Source organism: Trueperella sp. HMSC08H06, from assembly GCF_001808465.1.
Classification (GTDB): domain Bacteria; phylum Actinomycetota; class Actinomycetes; order Actinomycetales; family Actinomycetaceae; genus Trueperella; species Trueperella bernardiae.
Genome location: NZ_KV793365.1, coordinates 62,873 through 78,176 on the forward strand (window position 1 = coordinate 62,873; position 15,304 = coordinate 78,176).

Annotated in this window: 13 protein-coding genes; 12 read left to right on the plus strand and 1 reads right to left on the minus strand. The window is 67.4% G+C overall.

Features of this window, described 5'->3' with window-relative positions:
- Positions 1–23: 23 nt before the first annotated feature.
- A complete protein-coding gene (locus HMPREF3174_RS06860; protein ID WP_068538423.1) occupies positions 24–1,802 on the plus strand; it encodes a proline--tRNA ligase in 1,779 nt (592 codons plus the stop codon).
- Here HMPREF3174_RS06860 and HMPREF3174_RS06865 read toward each other — a convergent pair.
- Positions 1,799–2,626: a hypothetical protein gene (locus HMPREF3174_RS06865; protein ID WP_068538422.1), complete on the minus strand. Its 828-nt coding sequence runs from the start codon at positions 2,624–2,626 to the stop codon at positions 1,799–1,801. The two genes, HMPREF3174_RS06860 and HMPREF3174_RS06865, sit on opposite strands and share 4 nt — an antisense overlap.
- Before the next feature lie 39 nt (positions 2,627–2,665).
- Between HMPREF3174_RS06865 and rimP the strand changes: the two genes are divergently transcribed.
- The 11 genes from rimP (at position 2,666) to HMPREF3174_RS06915 (ending at position 15,276) form a co-directional block, all read left to right on the plus strand.
- A complete protein-coding gene (gene rimP, locus HMPREF3174_RS06870) occupies positions 2,666–3,115 on the plus strand; it encodes a ribosome maturation factor RimP (protein ID WP_062612080.1) in 450 nt (149 codons plus the stop codon).
- A gap of 8 nt (positions 3,116–3,123) precedes the next feature.
- Entirely contained in the window at positions 3,124–4,125 is a 1,002-nt protein-coding gene (gene nusA / locus HMPREF3174_RS06875) for a transcription termination factor NusA (protein ID WP_062612082.1), read from the plus strand.
- 82 nt (positions 4,126–4,207) lie between these two features.
- Complete coding sequence (locus tag HMPREF3174_RS09665; protein WP_210382941.1) at positions 4,208–4,465, plus strand: YlxR family protein; 258 nt, start codon at positions 4,208–4,210, stop codon at positions 4,463–4,465.
- Positions 4,466–4,566: 101 nt separating this feature from the next.
- Positions 4,567–7,305: a translation initiation factor IF-2 gene (gene infB, locus HMPREF3174_RS06880; RefSeq protein WP_068538421.1), complete on the plus strand. Its 2,739-nt coding sequence runs from the start codon at positions 4,567–4,569 to the stop codon at positions 7,303–7,305.
- Positions 7,306–7,380: 75 nt separating this feature from the next.
- Complete coding sequence (gene rbfA, locus HMPREF3174_RS06885) at positions 7,381–7,818, plus strand: 30S ribosome-binding factor RbfA (protein ID WP_062612087.1); 438 nt, start codon at positions 7,381–7,383, stop codon at positions 7,816–7,818.
- Positions 7,818–8,837: a tRNA pseudouridine(55) synthase TruB gene (truB, locus tag HMPREF3174_RS06890; protein ID WP_244899196.1), complete on the plus strand. Its 1,020-nt coding sequence runs from the start codon at positions 7,818–7,820 to the stop codon at positions 8,835–8,837. Before rbfA ends, truB begins: the two co-directional genes overlap by 1 nt.
- Positions 8,834–9,619, plus strand: coding sequence for a sensor histidine kinase (locus HMPREF3174_RS06895; RefSeq protein ID WP_068538420.1), 786 nt, complete (start codon positions 8,834–8,836; stop codon positions 9,617–9,619). The genes truB and HMPREF3174_RS06895 overlap by 4 nt, the downstream gene beginning before the upstream one ends.
- Positions 9,616–10,308, plus strand: a complete 693-nt coding sequence (locus HMPREF3174_RS06900) for a response regulator transcription factor (protein ID WP_068538419.1) — start codon at positions 9,616–9,618, stop codon at positions 10,306–10,308. Before HMPREF3174_RS06895 ends, HMPREF3174_RS06900 begins: the two co-directional genes overlap by 4 nt.
- Before the next feature lie 103 nt (positions 10,309–10,411).
- Entirely contained in the window at positions 10,412–11,818 is a 1,407-nt protein-coding gene (locus tag HMPREF3174_RS06905) for an MFS transporter (protein ID WP_068538418.1), read from the plus strand.
- 54 nt (positions 11,819–11,872) lie between these two features.
- Positions 11,873–14,275: an extracellular solute-binding protein gene (locus tag HMPREF3174_RS06910; protein WP_070448282.1), complete on the plus strand. Its 2,403-nt coding sequence runs from the start codon at positions 11,873–11,875 to the stop codon at positions 14,273–14,275.
- Positions 14,251–15,276: an ABC transporter ATP-binding protein gene (locus HMPREF3174_RS06915; RefSeq protein WP_062612097.1), complete on the plus strand. Its 1,026-nt coding sequence runs from the start codon at positions 14,251–14,253 to the stop codon at positions 15,274–15,276. Before HMPREF3174_RS06910 ends, HMPREF3174_RS06915 begins: the two co-directional genes overlap by 25 nt.
- Positions 15,277–15,304 lie beyond the last annotated feature (28 nt).

Below are 15,304 nucleotides of genomic sequence, written 5' to 3' on the forward strand. Positions count from 1 at the left end.
ATACACTTGGCTTTGTGCTGAAAATGTCTCATCTTTTTGTTAAGACCCTCCGCGAGAATCCGGCCGACGCCGAGGTCGATTCCCACAAGCTACTGGTGCGCGCAGGCTACATCCGCCGCGTGGCGCCGGGCATCTACACCTGGCTGCCGCTCGGCCTGCGGGTGCTGCGCAAGGTTGAGCAGATTATCCGTGAAGAGCTGGACGCCGCGGGCGCTCAGGAGATGCTCTTCCCGGGCCTGCTCCCGCGCGAGCCGTACGAGGCCACGAACCGCTGGGAGGAGTACGGCGCGAACCTGTTCCGACTCAAGGACCGCCGCGAGAACGACTACCTGCTGGCGCCCACGCATGAGGAGATGTTCACCCTCGCGGTGAAGGACCAGTGCAGCTCGTACAAGGACCTGCCGCTGAACCTGTACCAGTTCCAGACCAAGTACCGCGATGAGGCCCGCCCGCGCGCCGGCCTGCTGCGCACGCGTGAATTCGTGATGAAGGACGCCTACTCCTTTGATGTGGATGACGCGGGCCTGGATGTCTCCTACCAGATCATGCGCGATGCTTACGAGCGCACGTTCACCCGGCTTGGCCTGCCCTACGTCATCTGCGCGGCCACGTCGGGCGCGATGGGCGGCTCGCGCTCGGAGGAGTTCCTCTCGCCCATCGAGGTGGGCGAGGACACGTTCGTGGTCTCCGACGGCGGGTATGCCGCCAACACAGAGGCCGTGACCACCGCGCCGCTACCGGAGCTGGACTTCGCGGGCGTGCCCGAGCAGGAGGTCGTGGCCACCCCGGACTGCAAGACCATCGAGGCGCTGGTGGACCTGGCGAACGACGTCATGCCGCGTGAGGACCGGCCCTGGCAGGCCTCGGACACGCTAAAGAACGTGGTCGTGGTGGCTACCCACCCCACCGGGGAGCGCGAGCTCGTGGTCATCGGTATGCCGGGTGACCGCGAGGCGGACCTCAAGCGCATCGAAGCGAACATGGCGCCTGCCGAGATCGAGATGGCCACGGCCGATGACCTGGCCTCCCACCCCGAGCTCGTGCCCGGCTACATCGGCCCCAGCCGGATCGGACCCAACTCGCCCGACCGCGTGGTGGGCGAAGACGGGGAGATCTCCGGCTCCGTGCGCTACTTCCTTGACCCGCACGTGGCCCGCGGATCGTCCTGGATCACGGGCGCAGACGCCGAACAGCGCCACGCCTTCAACGTGGTCTACGGCCGCGACTTCGAGGCGGACGGCTTCGTGGAGGCGGTGGAGGTACGCGACGGCGACCAGGCCCCCGACGGGTCTGGACCGCTGCGCATCGAGCGCGGCATGGAGATCGGCCATATCTTCCAGCTGGGCCGCAAGTACGCCGAGGCGCTCGATCTGACGGTGCTCGACCAGAACGGCAAGTCCGTGGTGGTGACCATGGGCTCCTACGGCATCGGCGTCTCGCGCGCGGTCGCCGCCCTCGCCGAGCTCAACCACGACGACGCCGGCCTCATCTGGCCCGCCCACGTCGCCCCTGCCGTGGTACACGTGCTGGCCACCGGCAAGGACGCGGAGATCTTCGAGGCAGCCTCCGCCATTGCCGCCGAGCTGGACGCGGCCGGCGTGGAGGTCATCTACGACGACCGCCAGAAGGTCTCGGCCGGCGTGAAGTTCGCGGACTTCGAGCTCATCGGCGTGCCCTACGGCGTGGTCGTCGGGCGCGGCCTGAAGGACGGAAAGGTCGAGCTGCGCGATCGGCGCAGCGGCGAGCGGCGCGAGGTGGCGCTCGCGGACGCGGTGGCCGAGGTCACCGCGATGATCGGCTAGCCTTCCGCATTCGCGAATTCGATCCCGGGCAGCGCCTCGATGAGAGGCGCGTCCGGGGTCTTCGCCATGTGGCACACGAAGCTGGCGATCGCCTGCTTGCCAGCCGGGTCAGCCTGGGTGGCGGAGAAGGCCAGTTGGTCGATGAGCAGGTTGAAGGCGTCCTCCACGTAGGGCCCTTCGGGTTCGGGTGCGATGACCGGGCGGTCGTCGGGTGCGCCTGAGGCGAGCTGGGCGTCGAGCAGGTCGGTCAGCTCGTCGATGCGGGCCAGTTCGGCGTCGCGCTGGCCGGCCGGGATGGTGGCGGCGTGCCACTCGAGCCACTGGCGTGCCGTTTCGATGTTGGCTACTGACACCCCGGAGTTGAGGGAGCGGGCCAGGTCGGACAGTTCGTACTCGCCGCACTGGTCGGCATCGGTGGCGCCCAGCGTGAGGGCGGAGATCCCCACCGAGGTGGCGATCGGTCCGAGCGAAGAATCGAGGGCGGCGCGGGAAAGCTCGAGGAGCTCGGCGTGGGTGTCGCTGCCGGCCACGTAGGGTTCGACAGGATTGGTGTAACCCTCGGGGGCGCCGTCGGGCCACGGCACCCACACACCGCCGAGGGCCTCGGCCCAGTGCGCGGCGACGTCGGCGAACGCCGGGTCGTCGCTGATGACGGTTGCGCGCGCGGCGAGCATCTGGCGCTCGACCTCGGCGTCCGAGGCGGGGGCGGGGGAGACGTCGCGGTCCAGGTGCGCGCCCATGACCACCATGACGAGCGCGAACAGCGCGATCCCGAGTAACAGTGTGCCGATAAATGCCAGCGTGGAACCTTGCCGATGTGCCATAACTTTATCCTGCCACACGGCGCGGGTAGAATTTCACGCATGTCAAAGGTAACTGAAATCGTTGATCTCATCCGGCCCGCCATCGAGGGCCGGGGGCTCTTCCTGGAGGACGTGAAGCTCACGCGCGCCGGCAAGCACTCGGTGTTGCGCGTGACCATCGATCTGCCGTCCGGCCCGGGGAACGTGGATTCGGAGCAGCTGGCTGATGCCACGCGGGCCGTTTCCGCCACGCTTGATGAGGCCGATCCGATTTCGGGGGCCTACACGCTGGAGGTCTCCACGCCCGGAGCCGAGCGCAAGCTGAACGACGCCCGCCACTTTTCGCGCGCCCAGGGGCGCCTGGCCAACGTGGTGCTCACGAGTGGGGATGCGCTCACCGGCCGGGTTGAGGACATCGAAGGTGATAACGTAACACTTGCTCTGGATGGCGAACAGCGCGTGATCGCGCTGGAGCAGATCGCCAAGGCTCACGTACAGATCGAGTTTTAGGAGGAACCATGGACATCTCAATGAATGAGCTCAAGATCGTTGAAAGCGAGCTCGGGGTTGACCTGGATATCCTGCTCGGCGCGATCGAGGAGGCCCTCCTTCACGCCTACAACCGCGCGCCCGGCGCGATCCGCGGCGCGCGCATCGAGCTCAATCGCTCCACGGGCGTGGTGACGGTGTGGGCGCCGGAGGAGGACGAGGAGGGCAATGTCATCGGCGAGTTTGACGACACGCCGAACGACTTCGGCCGGATTGCCACTTCCACCGCTCGCTCGATCATTGCCCAGCGCCTGCGTGACGCCGAATCGGCCCGCATCCTGGGCGATTTCAAGGGCAAGCAGGGCAAGATCGTAGCCGGCACGGTGGACACCACGGCCGGCCCGGGCGAATCACGCGACCTGTTCGTGGAGCTGGGCGACAACCGCGGCCTGCTGCGGGCTGAGGAGCAGGTGCCCACCGAGCGTTTTAAGCACGGGGACCTCATCCGCGCCCTCATCCTTGACATCAACGTCGGCCCGCGCGGGGCGTCGATCCGCCTGTCGCGCTCGCACCCGGATTTCGTCCGCGAGCTGTTCGCCACCGAGGTCCCGGAGATCGAGTCCGGGGTGGTGGAGATCGTGGCGCTCGCGCGCGAGGCGGGCCACCGCTCGAAGGTGGCCGTGTGGTCGAATGACCCGACTGTCGCGGCCAAGGGCGCGTGCATCGGCCCGAACGGGCAGCGCGTGCGAGCGGTGACCCAGGAGCTGCAGGGGGAGAAGATCGACATCGTCGATTACGACGACGACATCGCGCTTTTCATCGCCGCTGCCCTGTCGCCGGCCAGCGCCATCCGGGTAGATGTGCTCAATCGTGACACGCGTCAGGCGCGGGCGATCGTGCCCGACGATCAGGCCTCGCTCGCGATCGGCAAGGAGGCGCAGAACGTGCGCCTGGCCGCGAAGCTGACCGGGTGGTCGATCGACATCCGCAAGGCGTCCGAGGATAAGCGTTCGGCTCAAGAGTTGAGCTAACTCACCCGGGCCGGCCGTGCCCAGTACTTCGCGGGTGGGATAGACTAGCTTAGGTATGTCATCACACTCTCGTTCCGTATCCATGCGCACATGCGTCGGTTGCCGAGGTGTTGTACATTCCCACGAACTTCTTCGTATCGCGCTGAAGGATGGGGCGGCTGTCCCCGATCCTGATCGCGCGGCGGGAGGGCGCGGGGCGTGGGTCCATCCCACGCCCGAATGTGTCGAGTTGGCGTTGCGTAAACGTGCGCTGAATCGTGCTTTTCGGTGCGAGGTCAGTGACGAGGCGATGCACCTCTTGGCTCGAGAAATGACCGATGGGCGCAAGCCCAAGAGATGAAAGCGGGTAGAAAGCCGATGGGCACCCGATGAGTACCCAGCGATGAGCTGTCTGCAAGAGGTCTGACGCCGGAGCGCGCGGACCAAAGAATAAGGAGAACTGTGGCAAAGGTCCGCGTACATGAACTCGCCAAGGAAATCGGCGTGACGTCCAAGAGGCTCTTGGAAGTGCTGAAGGAAAGTGGCGAATTTGTAACCTCGGCGTCCTCGAGTATCGAGGCACCTGTCGTGCGTAAGGCACGCGAATATTTTGACAAGCATCCTGAGGATGTGAAGAAGCCCTCGGGTAAGGGCGCAAAGAAAGCGCCCGCCAAGGCCCAGGCCGCCCCCGCGGCTTCGGCTATCAGCGACAAGCAGGAGGCTCAGCCTGCCGCGAAGTCGGCCCCGACTCCGGCCGCGATGGCCTCCAAGCCGTCCGATAAGCCCGCCCCGGGCCCGCGCGTCGCTGACGAAAACAAGGATGCGGCGCAGGAGGCGCCCGAGGCGAAGGCAGCCGAACCGAAGGCCACCCCGGCCTCGGCCAACAAGCGTACGATCGCCACCCCGGGTGAGGCCGCTCGCTCGGCCCAGGCCGCGCGCGATGCGGCCCCGCCGCGCCCGCAGCCGCGCCGTGGCGGTCCGCGTCCGGGTAACTCGCCGTTTGCGTCCAAGCAGGGGATGGGGCGCCCGCGTCCGGGTAACTCGCCGTTCGCGCCGAAGCAGGGCATGCGTTCGGATTCGGCGAAGAAGACTCCGAAGCCGGCGGGCGGTCCGCGCCCGTCGCCGAACATGATGCCGGAGCACATCAAGACTGACGCGAACCGTAGCCGCGGCCGCGGCAGGCCGGCCACCACCGGTGGTAACACCTTCGGCACGTCGAACAACCAGCGCGGGGGCGGCTTCGTCCGCTCCGGCGGTAAGGCGCGTGGCGGTTCCACGGCCGGAGCGTTTGGTAAGCGCAACGGCGGTAGCCGTCGCAAGTCGAAGCGGATGAAGCGCCAGGAGTGGGAGGAGCAGCAAAATCCGATGGTCGCCGGCATTTCGGTGCCGCGCGGCAACGGGCAGACTGTGCGCGTGCGCGCGGGCTCCTCGCTGGCTGACTTCGCTGAGCGTATCGACGCCGATCCGGCGGCGCTGGTGACAGTCCTGTTCCGCATGGGCGAGATGGCCACCGCCAACCAGTCGCTTGATGAGGATACGTTCCAGCTGCTGGGTGCCGAGCTCGGCTACGACATCAAGATTATGAGCCCGGAGGATGAGGATCGCGAGATCCTCGAGGCCTTCGATATTGATCTGGAAGCCGAGCGCGAGGAGACCGATCCGGAGGATCTGCTTCCTCGCCCGCCGGTGGTCACGGTCATGGGTCACGTCGATCACGGTAAGACCAAGCTGCTCGACGCGATCCGCAATGAGGACGTGGCGCTGGGCGAGGCTGGTGGCATCACCCAGAACATCGGCGCTTACCAGACGCACGTGGATGTGGAGGGCGAACGCCGCTCGATCACCTTCATCGATACCCCGGGTCACGAGGCGTTCACGCAGATGCGTGCCCGCGGTGCGGACGTCACCGACGTCGCCATCCTCGTGGTGGCCGCGAACGACGGCGTCATGCCGCAGACCGTGGAGGCGATCAACCACGTGCAGGCGGCTGACGTGCCGATCGTGGTGGCCGTCAACAAGATCGACGTCGACGGCGCGAACCCGGCGAAGGTCCGCGCACAGCTGACCGAGTACGGCCTGGTGGCGGAAGATTACGGCGGCGACGTGCCGTTCGTGGACATCTCGGCCAAGCAGCGCATCAACATCGGCGAGCTGTTGTCCACCGTGGTCGCCACCTCGGACATCCTCGTGGAGCCGAAGGCGGACCCGGACAAGGCCGCGCGCGGTGTGGCGATCGAGGCGAAGCTCGACCAGGGCCGCGGCTCAGTCATCACCGCCCTCATTCAGGACGGCACGCTCCACATTGGCGATTCGATCGTGGTGGGCACGGCCTACGGCCGCGTGCGCGCGATGATTGACGAGCACGGTAACAACGTGGACGAGGCCGGACCGTCGCGCCCCGTCCAGGTGCTGGGCCTGACCTCGGTGCCGGGTGCTGGCGACCAGCTCATTGTTGCCGACGACGACCGCACCGCCCGCCAGATCGCCGAGCGCCGCGAGGCGGCCAAGCGCGCCGCCACGCTGGCCAAGCGCCGCAAGCGCATCTCGCTCGAGGACCTCACGGCCGCGATCGAGGAGGGCAAGGTTGAGACCCTCAACCTCATCATCAAGGGTGACTCCTCCGGTTCGGTTGAGGCCCTCGAGGCCAGCCTCCTCGAGATCGAGGTGGGCCAGGGCGAGGTCGAGTTGCAGGTCATCCACCGCGGCGTGGGTGCTGTCACCCAGTCGGACGTGGACCTGGCGACCGTGGATAACGCGGTCATCATCGGCTTCAACGTCCGCCCCGCCGAGCGGGTGCAGGAGCTGGCCGACCAGGAAGGCGTGGAGATGAAGTTCTACAACGTCATCTACTCCGCGATCGACGAGGTCGAGGCCGCGCTCAAGGGCAAGCTCAAGCCGATCTACGAAGAGGTCGAGGTGGGCACCGCGGAGATCCGCCAGGTGTTCCGCTCGGGCAAGTTCGGCAACATCGCGGGCTCGATCGTGCGCAGCGGCACGATCAACCGTGGCCACAAGGCGCGCCTGGTGCGCGATGGCGTGGTTGTTGCTCCGGAGCTGACGATCGAGTCCCTGCGCCGCGAGAAGGATGACGTGACGGTGGTTCGTGAGGGATACGAGTGTGGTATCACGCTCGGCTTCAACGACATCGCCGAGGGCGACATCATCGAGACGTGGGAGATGCGCGAAAAGCCGCGCGACTAAGTGGCACGCGGGGCGCCGGGGAGGCGCCCCGCGGCATTCGCGCCCGCATGCGGGCGCCTGACGCAAAGGAGAACCATGGCCAATACACGTGTTGATCGGGTAGCGGATCAGATTCACCAGATCGTTGCCCGGCTTATCGATACCAAGTTGAAGGACCCGCGCCTGGGAATGGTGACGGTGACCGACGTGCGCGTGACGGGGGACCTCCAGCATGCCTCCGTGTTTTACACGGTGATGGGATCGGAGGAGGAGCGCCGTCAGTCGGGCCACGCGCTCGAGTCGGCGAAGGGGATGATCCGTTCGGCGGTGGGCAAGCAGCTCGGCCTGCGCTTGACCCCGTCGATCGAGTTCCTGCTCGATTCCCTCCCCGAATCGTCCCGCGCGATGGAGGACCTGCTCGCGGCTGCCCGCCAGCGCGATGATGACATCCGCAAGCGCGCCGAGGGCGCCGTGCCCGCGGGCGGGGAGAACCCCTACCGCAGCCAGTTCGAGGACGCCGAGGGCGAGGAGTAGTGCCGAAGGGGCGGGAGCGGAACCGCCAGCGGGCCATCGCCCGCCAGGCGCGCCCGAAGCCCTGGGGCGAGTTGCCGCGCGGCGAGGCGCCGTGTGAGGGGCTGCTGCTGATCGACAAGGATCGCGGCGTGACCTCGCACGATGTGGTCGGCGCGCTGCGCCGCCTGGGCGCCACCCGGCAGGTGGGCCACGCCGGCACGCTTGACCCGATGGCTACCGGCCTGCTCATCGTGGCCACCGGCCGGCTGACGAAGCTCATCCAGTACCTCGTGGGCGCGGACAAGACCTACGAGGCGCGCATCCGGCTCGGGGTCGGATCAAGTACCGACGACGCCGAGGGCGAGCTGACGCCGGCCGAACCGCCGGTGGCCTCGGACGCGGCGATCGACGCGGCGCTGGCCGCCCTCACGGGCGACATCATGCAGGTGCCCTCCACGGTCTCCGCGATCAAGGTGGATGGCAAGCGCGCCCATGATTTGGCGCGTGAGGGGGAGAGCGTCGAGCTCGCCGCCCGCCCCATCCGCATCGAGCGCTTCGAGCGCACCGGCCTGGTCGAGCGCAGTCAGATCCAGCTCGGCGGGCGGAATGTGGCGGTTGCCGACTTCGACGTCGTCGTCACCGCATCGAGCGGAACGTACGTGCGGGCGCTTGCCCGCGACGTCGGCGAGGCGCTCGGAACCCGCGCGCACTTAACCTCCCTGCGCCGCACGCAGATCGGGCCCTGGCACGTCGACGACGCGCGGACGGTCGCCCAGCTGCGTGACCTGGCAAGCATAGGGGAGCAGTTGCCCGCGGCCTCGATGGCGCAAGTGTGCCGGCAGGTCTTCCCCGTCATGGCGATCGACGACGCCGAGGCCCGCGCCCTGCGCAACGGTCTGTTCATCGACAAGCGGACGGCCTCCACGGAGGGAACGCGCGGCGAGCCCTGGCCTGCTGCCACGTTCGTGGGCGACGAGCCGGCGGCGCTGGTCTCGCCCCGCTCGGGCAAGCTCAAGCCGGATCTGCAGCTCACGCTATGATCGCGGCCATCATCATCGCGGTGGTCGCGGCGGGGATCATTGCCAGGCTCGCCGTCCTCAACAGTCGCCTGACCTCAGAATTGGAGCGTGCGCGCGTGGAAGTCACGCGGTATGAGAGCCAGCCGGCGGTGGTCGCCCACGAGATCCGCACGCCGCTGTCGCTCATCGAGGCCTCGGCCGAGCTCCTCATGGGGGAGAGCCCCGGCCCGCTGAACGAGACCCAGGCTAGCTTCGTGTCCACGATCTTCGATAATGCCACCCAGGCGATCGGAATCGCGGAGAACTCGCTCGTCCAGCGCCGGCTTAAGGACGGGGCGGCGCTACGGCTCGACCTGGTGGATATCCGCGACGTCGTGGGGGATGCCGCCCAGTCCCTGCGCCGCACCACTGACATCCCGATCCTGGTGGACGTGCGTGGTGGGATCCTGCCGCTGTATGCCGACGAGCAGCTCATCCGCCAGCTCGTGTGGAACCTCGTCAACAACGCCATCCGCCACTCGGAGGGCGAGGACGGGGTGCGCGTGCGGGTGAACCAGGCGGAGGACGGGGGAGCCCTGCTCGAGGTCACCGACCACGGTAACGGGATGGACAGCGCGGATCTGGAACGCTTTTTCACCCCGTTCGCCACAGGATCGAGCCGCCGGCCGGGTTCGGGCATTGGTATGCTCGTCTCACAGGAAATTGTGGCGGCACACGGCGGAAAGATCATGGTTGATACCCGCCCCGACGTCGGCACCACGATCGTGGTGCTCCTGCCGCTGGGCAATCCGGGAGGTGAATGATGCCGCGCGTCCTTGTGGTGGACGACGAGCCGCAGATGCTCGCCATCGTCACCTTCGCCCTCGAATCCAAAGGATTTACGTGCCTAACGGCGGCCAGCGCCGCCGAGGCGTGGCAACTGCTGTCCACTTCCCACTTTCACCTTGCGGTCCTCGACATCATGCTCCCGCACGGTTCGGGGCTCGACCTGACCGCGCGCATCCGCTCCCAGGTCGGTGACCTGCCGATCATCTTGCTCACCGCCCGCTCGGACGTGGAGGACCGCATCAGAGGCCTGGAGGCCGGCGCGGACGACTACATCACCAAGCCGTTTTCGCCCCAGGAGTTGGCGCTGCGCGCCCAGGCCCTCTTGCGGCGCAGCTACCCGGATGAGGTGCGCGAGTCCATCGGCGAGCTGGTGGTGGACGCGGACCGGCTCGAGGCCACGTGGCGCGGGCGTCGCCTCAACATCTCCGCCACCGAGGTCCGCCTCCTCACCACCCTCATTCGCCACGCCGGCGCCGTGGTCACCCACCGTCAGCTCCTCAACGAGGCGTGGGGCGCCCCCGACCACCACGGCGGGCGCGAGATGCTCAAAACCGCGATCTACCGCACGCGTAAGACGCTGGAGAAGTCCGGGGTCGGCGTCGTGATCCGCTCGCACCGCGGGGAGGGCTACTCGGTCCAGGAGCAAGCCTCGGCCCAAGAGTAACGGGCCGGTTACCAAGTGTAACTTTGCCTTCCGGCGCTGTTACTGGCCCCCTTTTAGCATCGACGTATCGGCGCAACGATGCGCTCATGCGAAAGGGACAATCATGGCACAGACATCACGCGGGCTCGGTGTGCTCTTAGCACCGCCGGCCGCGCCCCGGCTCCCCGAAGAGAAGATTGACAAGACCTATAAGCGCATGCGCTGGCAGGTCTTCATGGGCATCTTCATCGGGTATGCAGCCTTCTACCTCATCCGCAACAACGTCTCCTTGGTCTCGGGCCTGCTCAAGGAATATGACCTGATGAACACGGTCGGGATTGGCATTGTGGCCAACGCCGTTCTCTTCTCCTACGGCCTGTCGAAGTTCTTCATGGCGATGCTCTCAGATCGAGCTAACGCCCGCTACTTCATGCCGATCGGCCTGGCCCTGTCGGCCATCATCAACATCGTCATCTCCTTCGTGCCCTCGATCGTGGGGTCGGTGGGGATCTTCGCCACCGTCATGTTCATCAACGGCTGGGCGCAGGGCATGGGCTGGCCGCCGTCGGGCCGCATCCTCGTGCATTGGTTCTCCACCTCCGAGCGCGGCTGGATGACGTCGCTGTGGAACACCGCTCACAACGTCGGCGCCGGTGGCCTGGGCCTGCTGGCCGTGTGGGCGCTGGACCAGTTCCAGACCTCCGATTCGGACTGGACGCCTGCGTTCCTCGTCCCCGGCATCGTGGCGCTCGTCATCGCCGTGCTCATCTTCTTCATGCTGCGCGATCGGCCGGAGGCGGTGGGCCTGCCCCCGATCGAGGAGTACCGTAACGACCCGGCGAAGGTGGAGAGCAAGGAGAAGAACCTGCCGTGGAAGACGATGCTGTTCAAGCACGTCCTCACCAACCGCGTGGTGGTGCTGCTCGCCATCGCCAACGTGTTCGTCTACACACTGCGCTACGGCGTGCTGTCCTGGATCCCGGTCTACCTCACCGACGTCATCCATGGCGCGAACATCAAGACCGGCATCATCGGGTTTGCGATCTACGAGCTGGCGGGCATTGTCGGCACGATCCTGTGCGGCTGGATCTCGGACAAGGTGTTCAAGGGCTGGCGTTCGGGCGCAGGCATGCTGTTCATCGCCGGCGTGGGTATCGCGCTCGTGGCCTACTGGCAGCTGCCGGCCACCGCCCCGATCTGGATCTTCTACGTGCTCATCGCCATTATCGGTGGCCTCATTTACGGCCCCGTCATGCTCATCGGCCTGCAGGCCATTGACCTCTCGCCGCGCGAGGTGGCGGGCACCGCGGCGGGCTTCACCGGCATGTTCGGTTATCTGCTCGGCGCAACGCTCGCCTCGACCGGCGTCGGCATCCTCATTGACCGCTTCGGCTGGAACGTCACGTACGCCACGCTGACCGCCATCGTGGTCCTCGCCTTCGTCCTCATGATGATCGTGGGTAAGGATGAGAGGAAGATGATGGAGGCTCGCGAGGAACTCATACGCCTGGAGACTCAGGGCAACGAGTAATCGGCGAGTGCGGGATGGCGCATAGAAGGAAGTAGCGCGACTATGCTCTCTTCTATGCGTCATTCCCGTTGGTTCCACCGCCATGCCTGGCTCGTGGTGGCGCCGCTGATCGCGGTGGGAATCATCGGGGCGCTCCTCACACGTCAGACGGAGCCGGACCTGACCATCCTGTGCTCGAACAAGGCCGAGGCGTGCGAGGCGGTGGCGCACTCCTTCGAGGCGGCTCAGGGGGTGAATGCGCTGGTGGTGCGCGTGCCGACGTCGCAGGCCCTCGCCCACATCTCCTCGCCCAACGCGCGCGGCGAGTTCGACGTGTGGATGGGCGGCCCAGCCGAGGCCTACACCCAGGCCGCCGCCGACGGTCTGCTGCGCCCGCTTGCGAGCGAGCCGGCCAACTCGATCCCGGGGCGCTGGAAGGATCCCGGCCGGCGCTGGTTTGGGATTTACGGCGGCGTACTCAGCCTGTGCGTGGCCAACGACGCCGTGGCGCCAGTTTCGTGGGACGCCCTCATCGACCCGGCCTACGCCGATGCGATCGCGATGCCGCACCCGTCGACGTCGGGAACGGCGGCCACGATCTTGTGGAGCCAGGTCGAGCGGCTTGGCTCGGAGGACGGGGCACGGGCCTACTATCGGGCGCTGGAGAAGAATGTGGGCACCTACACCACGTCGGGCACGTTCCCCGCGCCGATCGTGGCCGGCGGGCGGCTTCCCCTGGCTCTCACCTTTGACTCCTACTGTCTGGCGGAGCGGAACGCTGGCAAGGCGGTCCACCCGGTCTACTTCGCCGACGGTGTCGGTTTCGAGATCGGCTCGGTGGGGGTGCTGGCCGGGACCACGCGCCCCGAGCTGGCCGAGGCCTTTGTCGGCTACGCCATCGCCGATGAGGGGCAGATGGTGAGTGCGGCGGCTTCCACGCAGTATCCGACGTCGGCGGCGCTCGCTGGTAACCTGAGCACCACGCTCGATGCCGTGGCGGTGCCGATCTTCGGGGAGGACATCGAGCGGGCGGGCGCCCACCGCTCCGAGCTCATCGCGACGTGGGAGCGTGACCGGCTGGGCGATTCGCCCTACCTGGAGGCGTTGCCGCGCAGCCTGGTCGTGGCGCTGGCCGCCGGGCTCGTCTCCGCGCTGGCGGGCATGGCCCTGGCGCTCGGCTACCGCTTCGGCCGCTTCCGCGTGCTCACTGCCATGCTGGCCGTCACGCCCTTCCTTCTGCCGCCGGCCACGTGGGCGCTGGCCCTGACCTACCCTCCCTTCGGCCTGGACGTGGACGGTACGGGCGTGGTGATCCTCGCCAGCGCGATCTCCTCGGTGCCGATCGGCTTTGCTGTGTCGCTCCTGGCCCTGGCGGCCGTGGGTGATCGCCATCTCATCGAGGCCAGGGCACTCGGTCTGCCGCGCTCCGCGATCGCCGCCAGGCTGGTGGCGCCGCAAGCGGCCCGGGGCGTTCTCATGGCCACGGCCGTGGCCGGCCTGCTCACCCTCACCGACCCCACGCTCACCCTTGTCTTTGGTGGCACGCGGCGGTATTTCGCCTCCGAGATCCTCATCGGCATGTCGACCAACCGGCCCGGTGCCATGCCCGCGGCCCTCGCTATTTCGTGTGCGATCGCGGCGCTCGTTTCGCTCCCGCTCAGCCGGGCGCTGACGGCGCGGATCCGCAGTGTCGACCCCGCCTCACCCAGCCCGCCGGCCCCGCAGCCCTGGGCTGGCCTGCTGTTCGCGCTCGCAGTTCCCCTGGTGGCGCTCGCCTGGATCGTGGCGGCCAACGCGAGGCGCTCTGCCTCCCTGTCCGTCACGACGACCGTGGCCATCCTCCTCGTCGTCGTGACCGTCGCCCTCATCCTCGCCGGCCTTATCGTCATGGCCGTGCCCGTGCGCCGCGCACACCTGCTCGTCTATCCCTCGCTCGTGCTCGTCCTTAGTGCGCAGACCACCGGCGGGGTGTTCGTCAGTGCCCTGCACAGCGACTGGATGGAGCTGGCCGGCGCGAAGCTGGTGCCGCCGATCGTGGGCGTCGATTCGCTCTATCAGGGCTTCCTCGGGGTGGTGTTGGCCTACCTGCTGCTGGTGCTGCCGCTGGCGGTGCTGGCGATGGTGATCGTCCGCCTCGACATCCGGCCCTTCGTTGCTGCCATGCGTGACGCGGGGGCCTACCGCTTGCGCCTGGCCGGCGAGCTTCTCCCGATCGTGTGGCCCACCCTCACGATCGCGGTCGCGCTGCTGACGGGCCTGGTCCTCACGCGCAGCGCTCCGGCCATCTTTATCGACGTCGGGGGCAGACTTGCCCTGACCCCTCTGGCCGTCCAAAGTCAGGTCGCCGCCGCCGCAGACGGGCAAGCGTTCGGCCTGAGCATCATCATGAGCATGCTGGTGATCTCCCTGCTGGCGGTGGCCGGCGTGCTGTGGATCGAAGTGAGGAGGAAGCGATGGCGCTCGTCGTCGACCGTGTGAGCGCGGGGATCGTGCAGGACGTGTCGTTGCGGGTGGAACCCGGGCAGGTCCTTTCGATCGTCGGGCCATCCGGGTGCGGCAAGTCCACCCTGGTCCACGCCATCTCGGGGGCCATCCGGGCTTCGGGGCGCATCAGCTTCGGCCGTGACCTGGACTCTCTGCCCATGCACAGGCGCCCCACGGGCACGGTCTTCCAAGACTCCGTGCTCTTTCCCGGCCGCGACGTGTGGGACAACGTCGCCTTCGGGCTCGACGACACCGGCCTTGCCCCCTCCCAGCGCGAGGACCTGGTCAACCTCACGCTCGCCCAACTCAACATCCTGGGCCTGGCACACGTGGGCGTGGAGCACCTGTCGGGCGGGCAGACCCAGCGCGTGGCCCTCGCCCGCACCCTCGTTCGCCGACCGCGAATCCTCCTCCTCGACGAGCCGCTCGTCCACGTCGATCCCTCCCTGCGCGCCTCGATCCAATCCACGATTATCGAGCAGGTGCGGCGCAACAAGATCGCCGCCATCTACGTCACCCACGACGTGGAGGAGGCATGCCGGCTTGGAGATACCATGGCGATCATGGATCGCGGGCGCATCGTCCAGTGCGCAAGGCCGGCCGAGCTCTACCGTCAGCCCGCCACCGCATTCTGCGCGCGCGTCATGGGCATCCCCAACATCCTGAGCGCCAAGATCAGCCGGGCCAGCGAGGGCGTGGCACACGTGGAGTTTGGGCGAGTCTGGCTGGGGCTGCCCACCGTCCAGCAACTCGTACCGGGCCGGGCCGACGTCGTCGTGCCGCCGGAGACCCTTGCGCTCACCGAACCGGAACAGGGGATGGTGACCGGCCGGGTCATGCGTGCCATCTTCGCGCGCACGCACATGGAGTACGAGGTGGAGACGCCGCTCGGCACCCTCGTGGTGACCGAGCCGGAAACCATGCGGACGCGAGAGGTGGGGCAAGAGCTCGGCGTGGTCTTCACGTACGGCTGGTTCGTGGAAGCGCAATCCTGACGTCAGTTCGCTTAGGGGTATCTGCCAG

Bases quoted from the DNA above. Each gene is read 5' to 3' on its own strand.
- HMPREF3174_RS06860 (WP_068538423.1), top strand. From the start codon at position 24: ATGTCTCATCTTTTTGTTAAGACCCTCCGCGAGAATCCGGCCGACGCC.
- HMPREF3174_RS06865 (WP_068538422.1), bottom strand. From the start codon at position 2,626: ATGGCACATCGGCAAGGTTCCACGCTGGCATTTATCGGCACACTGTTA.
- rimP (WP_062612080.1), top strand. From the start codon at position 2,666: ATGTCAAAGGTAACTGAAATCGTTGATCTCATCCGGCCCGCCATCGAG.
- nusA (WP_062612082.1), top strand. From the start codon at position 3,124: ATGGACATCTCAATGAATGAGCTCAAGATCGTTGAAAGCGAGCTCGGG.
- HMPREF3174_RS09665 (WP_210382941.1), top strand. From the start codon at position 4,208: ATGCGCACATGCGTCGGTTGCCGAGGTGTTGTACATTCCCACGAACTT.
- rbfA (WP_062612087.1), top strand. From the start codon at position 7,381: ATGGCCAATACACGTGTTGATCGGGTAGCGGATCAGATTCACCAGATC.
- HMPREF3174_RS06895 (WP_068538420.1), top strand. From the start codon at position 8,834: ATGATCGCGGCCATCATCATCGCGGTGGTCGCGGCGGGGATCATTGCC.
- HMPREF3174_RS06900 (WP_068538419.1), top strand. From the start codon at position 9,616: ATGATGCCGCGCGTCCTTGTGGTGGACGACGAGCCGCAGATGCTCGCC.
- HMPREF3174_RS06905 (WP_068538418.1), top strand. From the start codon at position 10,412: ATGGCACAGACATCACGCGGGCTCGGTGTGCTCTTAGCACCGCCGGCC.
- HMPREF3174_RS06910 (WP_070448282.1), top strand. From the start codon at position 11,873: ATGCGTCATTCCCGTTGGTTCCACCGCCATGCCTGGCTCGTGGTGGCG.
- HMPREF3174_RS06915 (WP_062612097.1), top strand. From the start codon at position 14,251: ATGGCGCTCGTCGTCGACCGTGTGAGCGCGGGGATCGTGCAGGACGTG.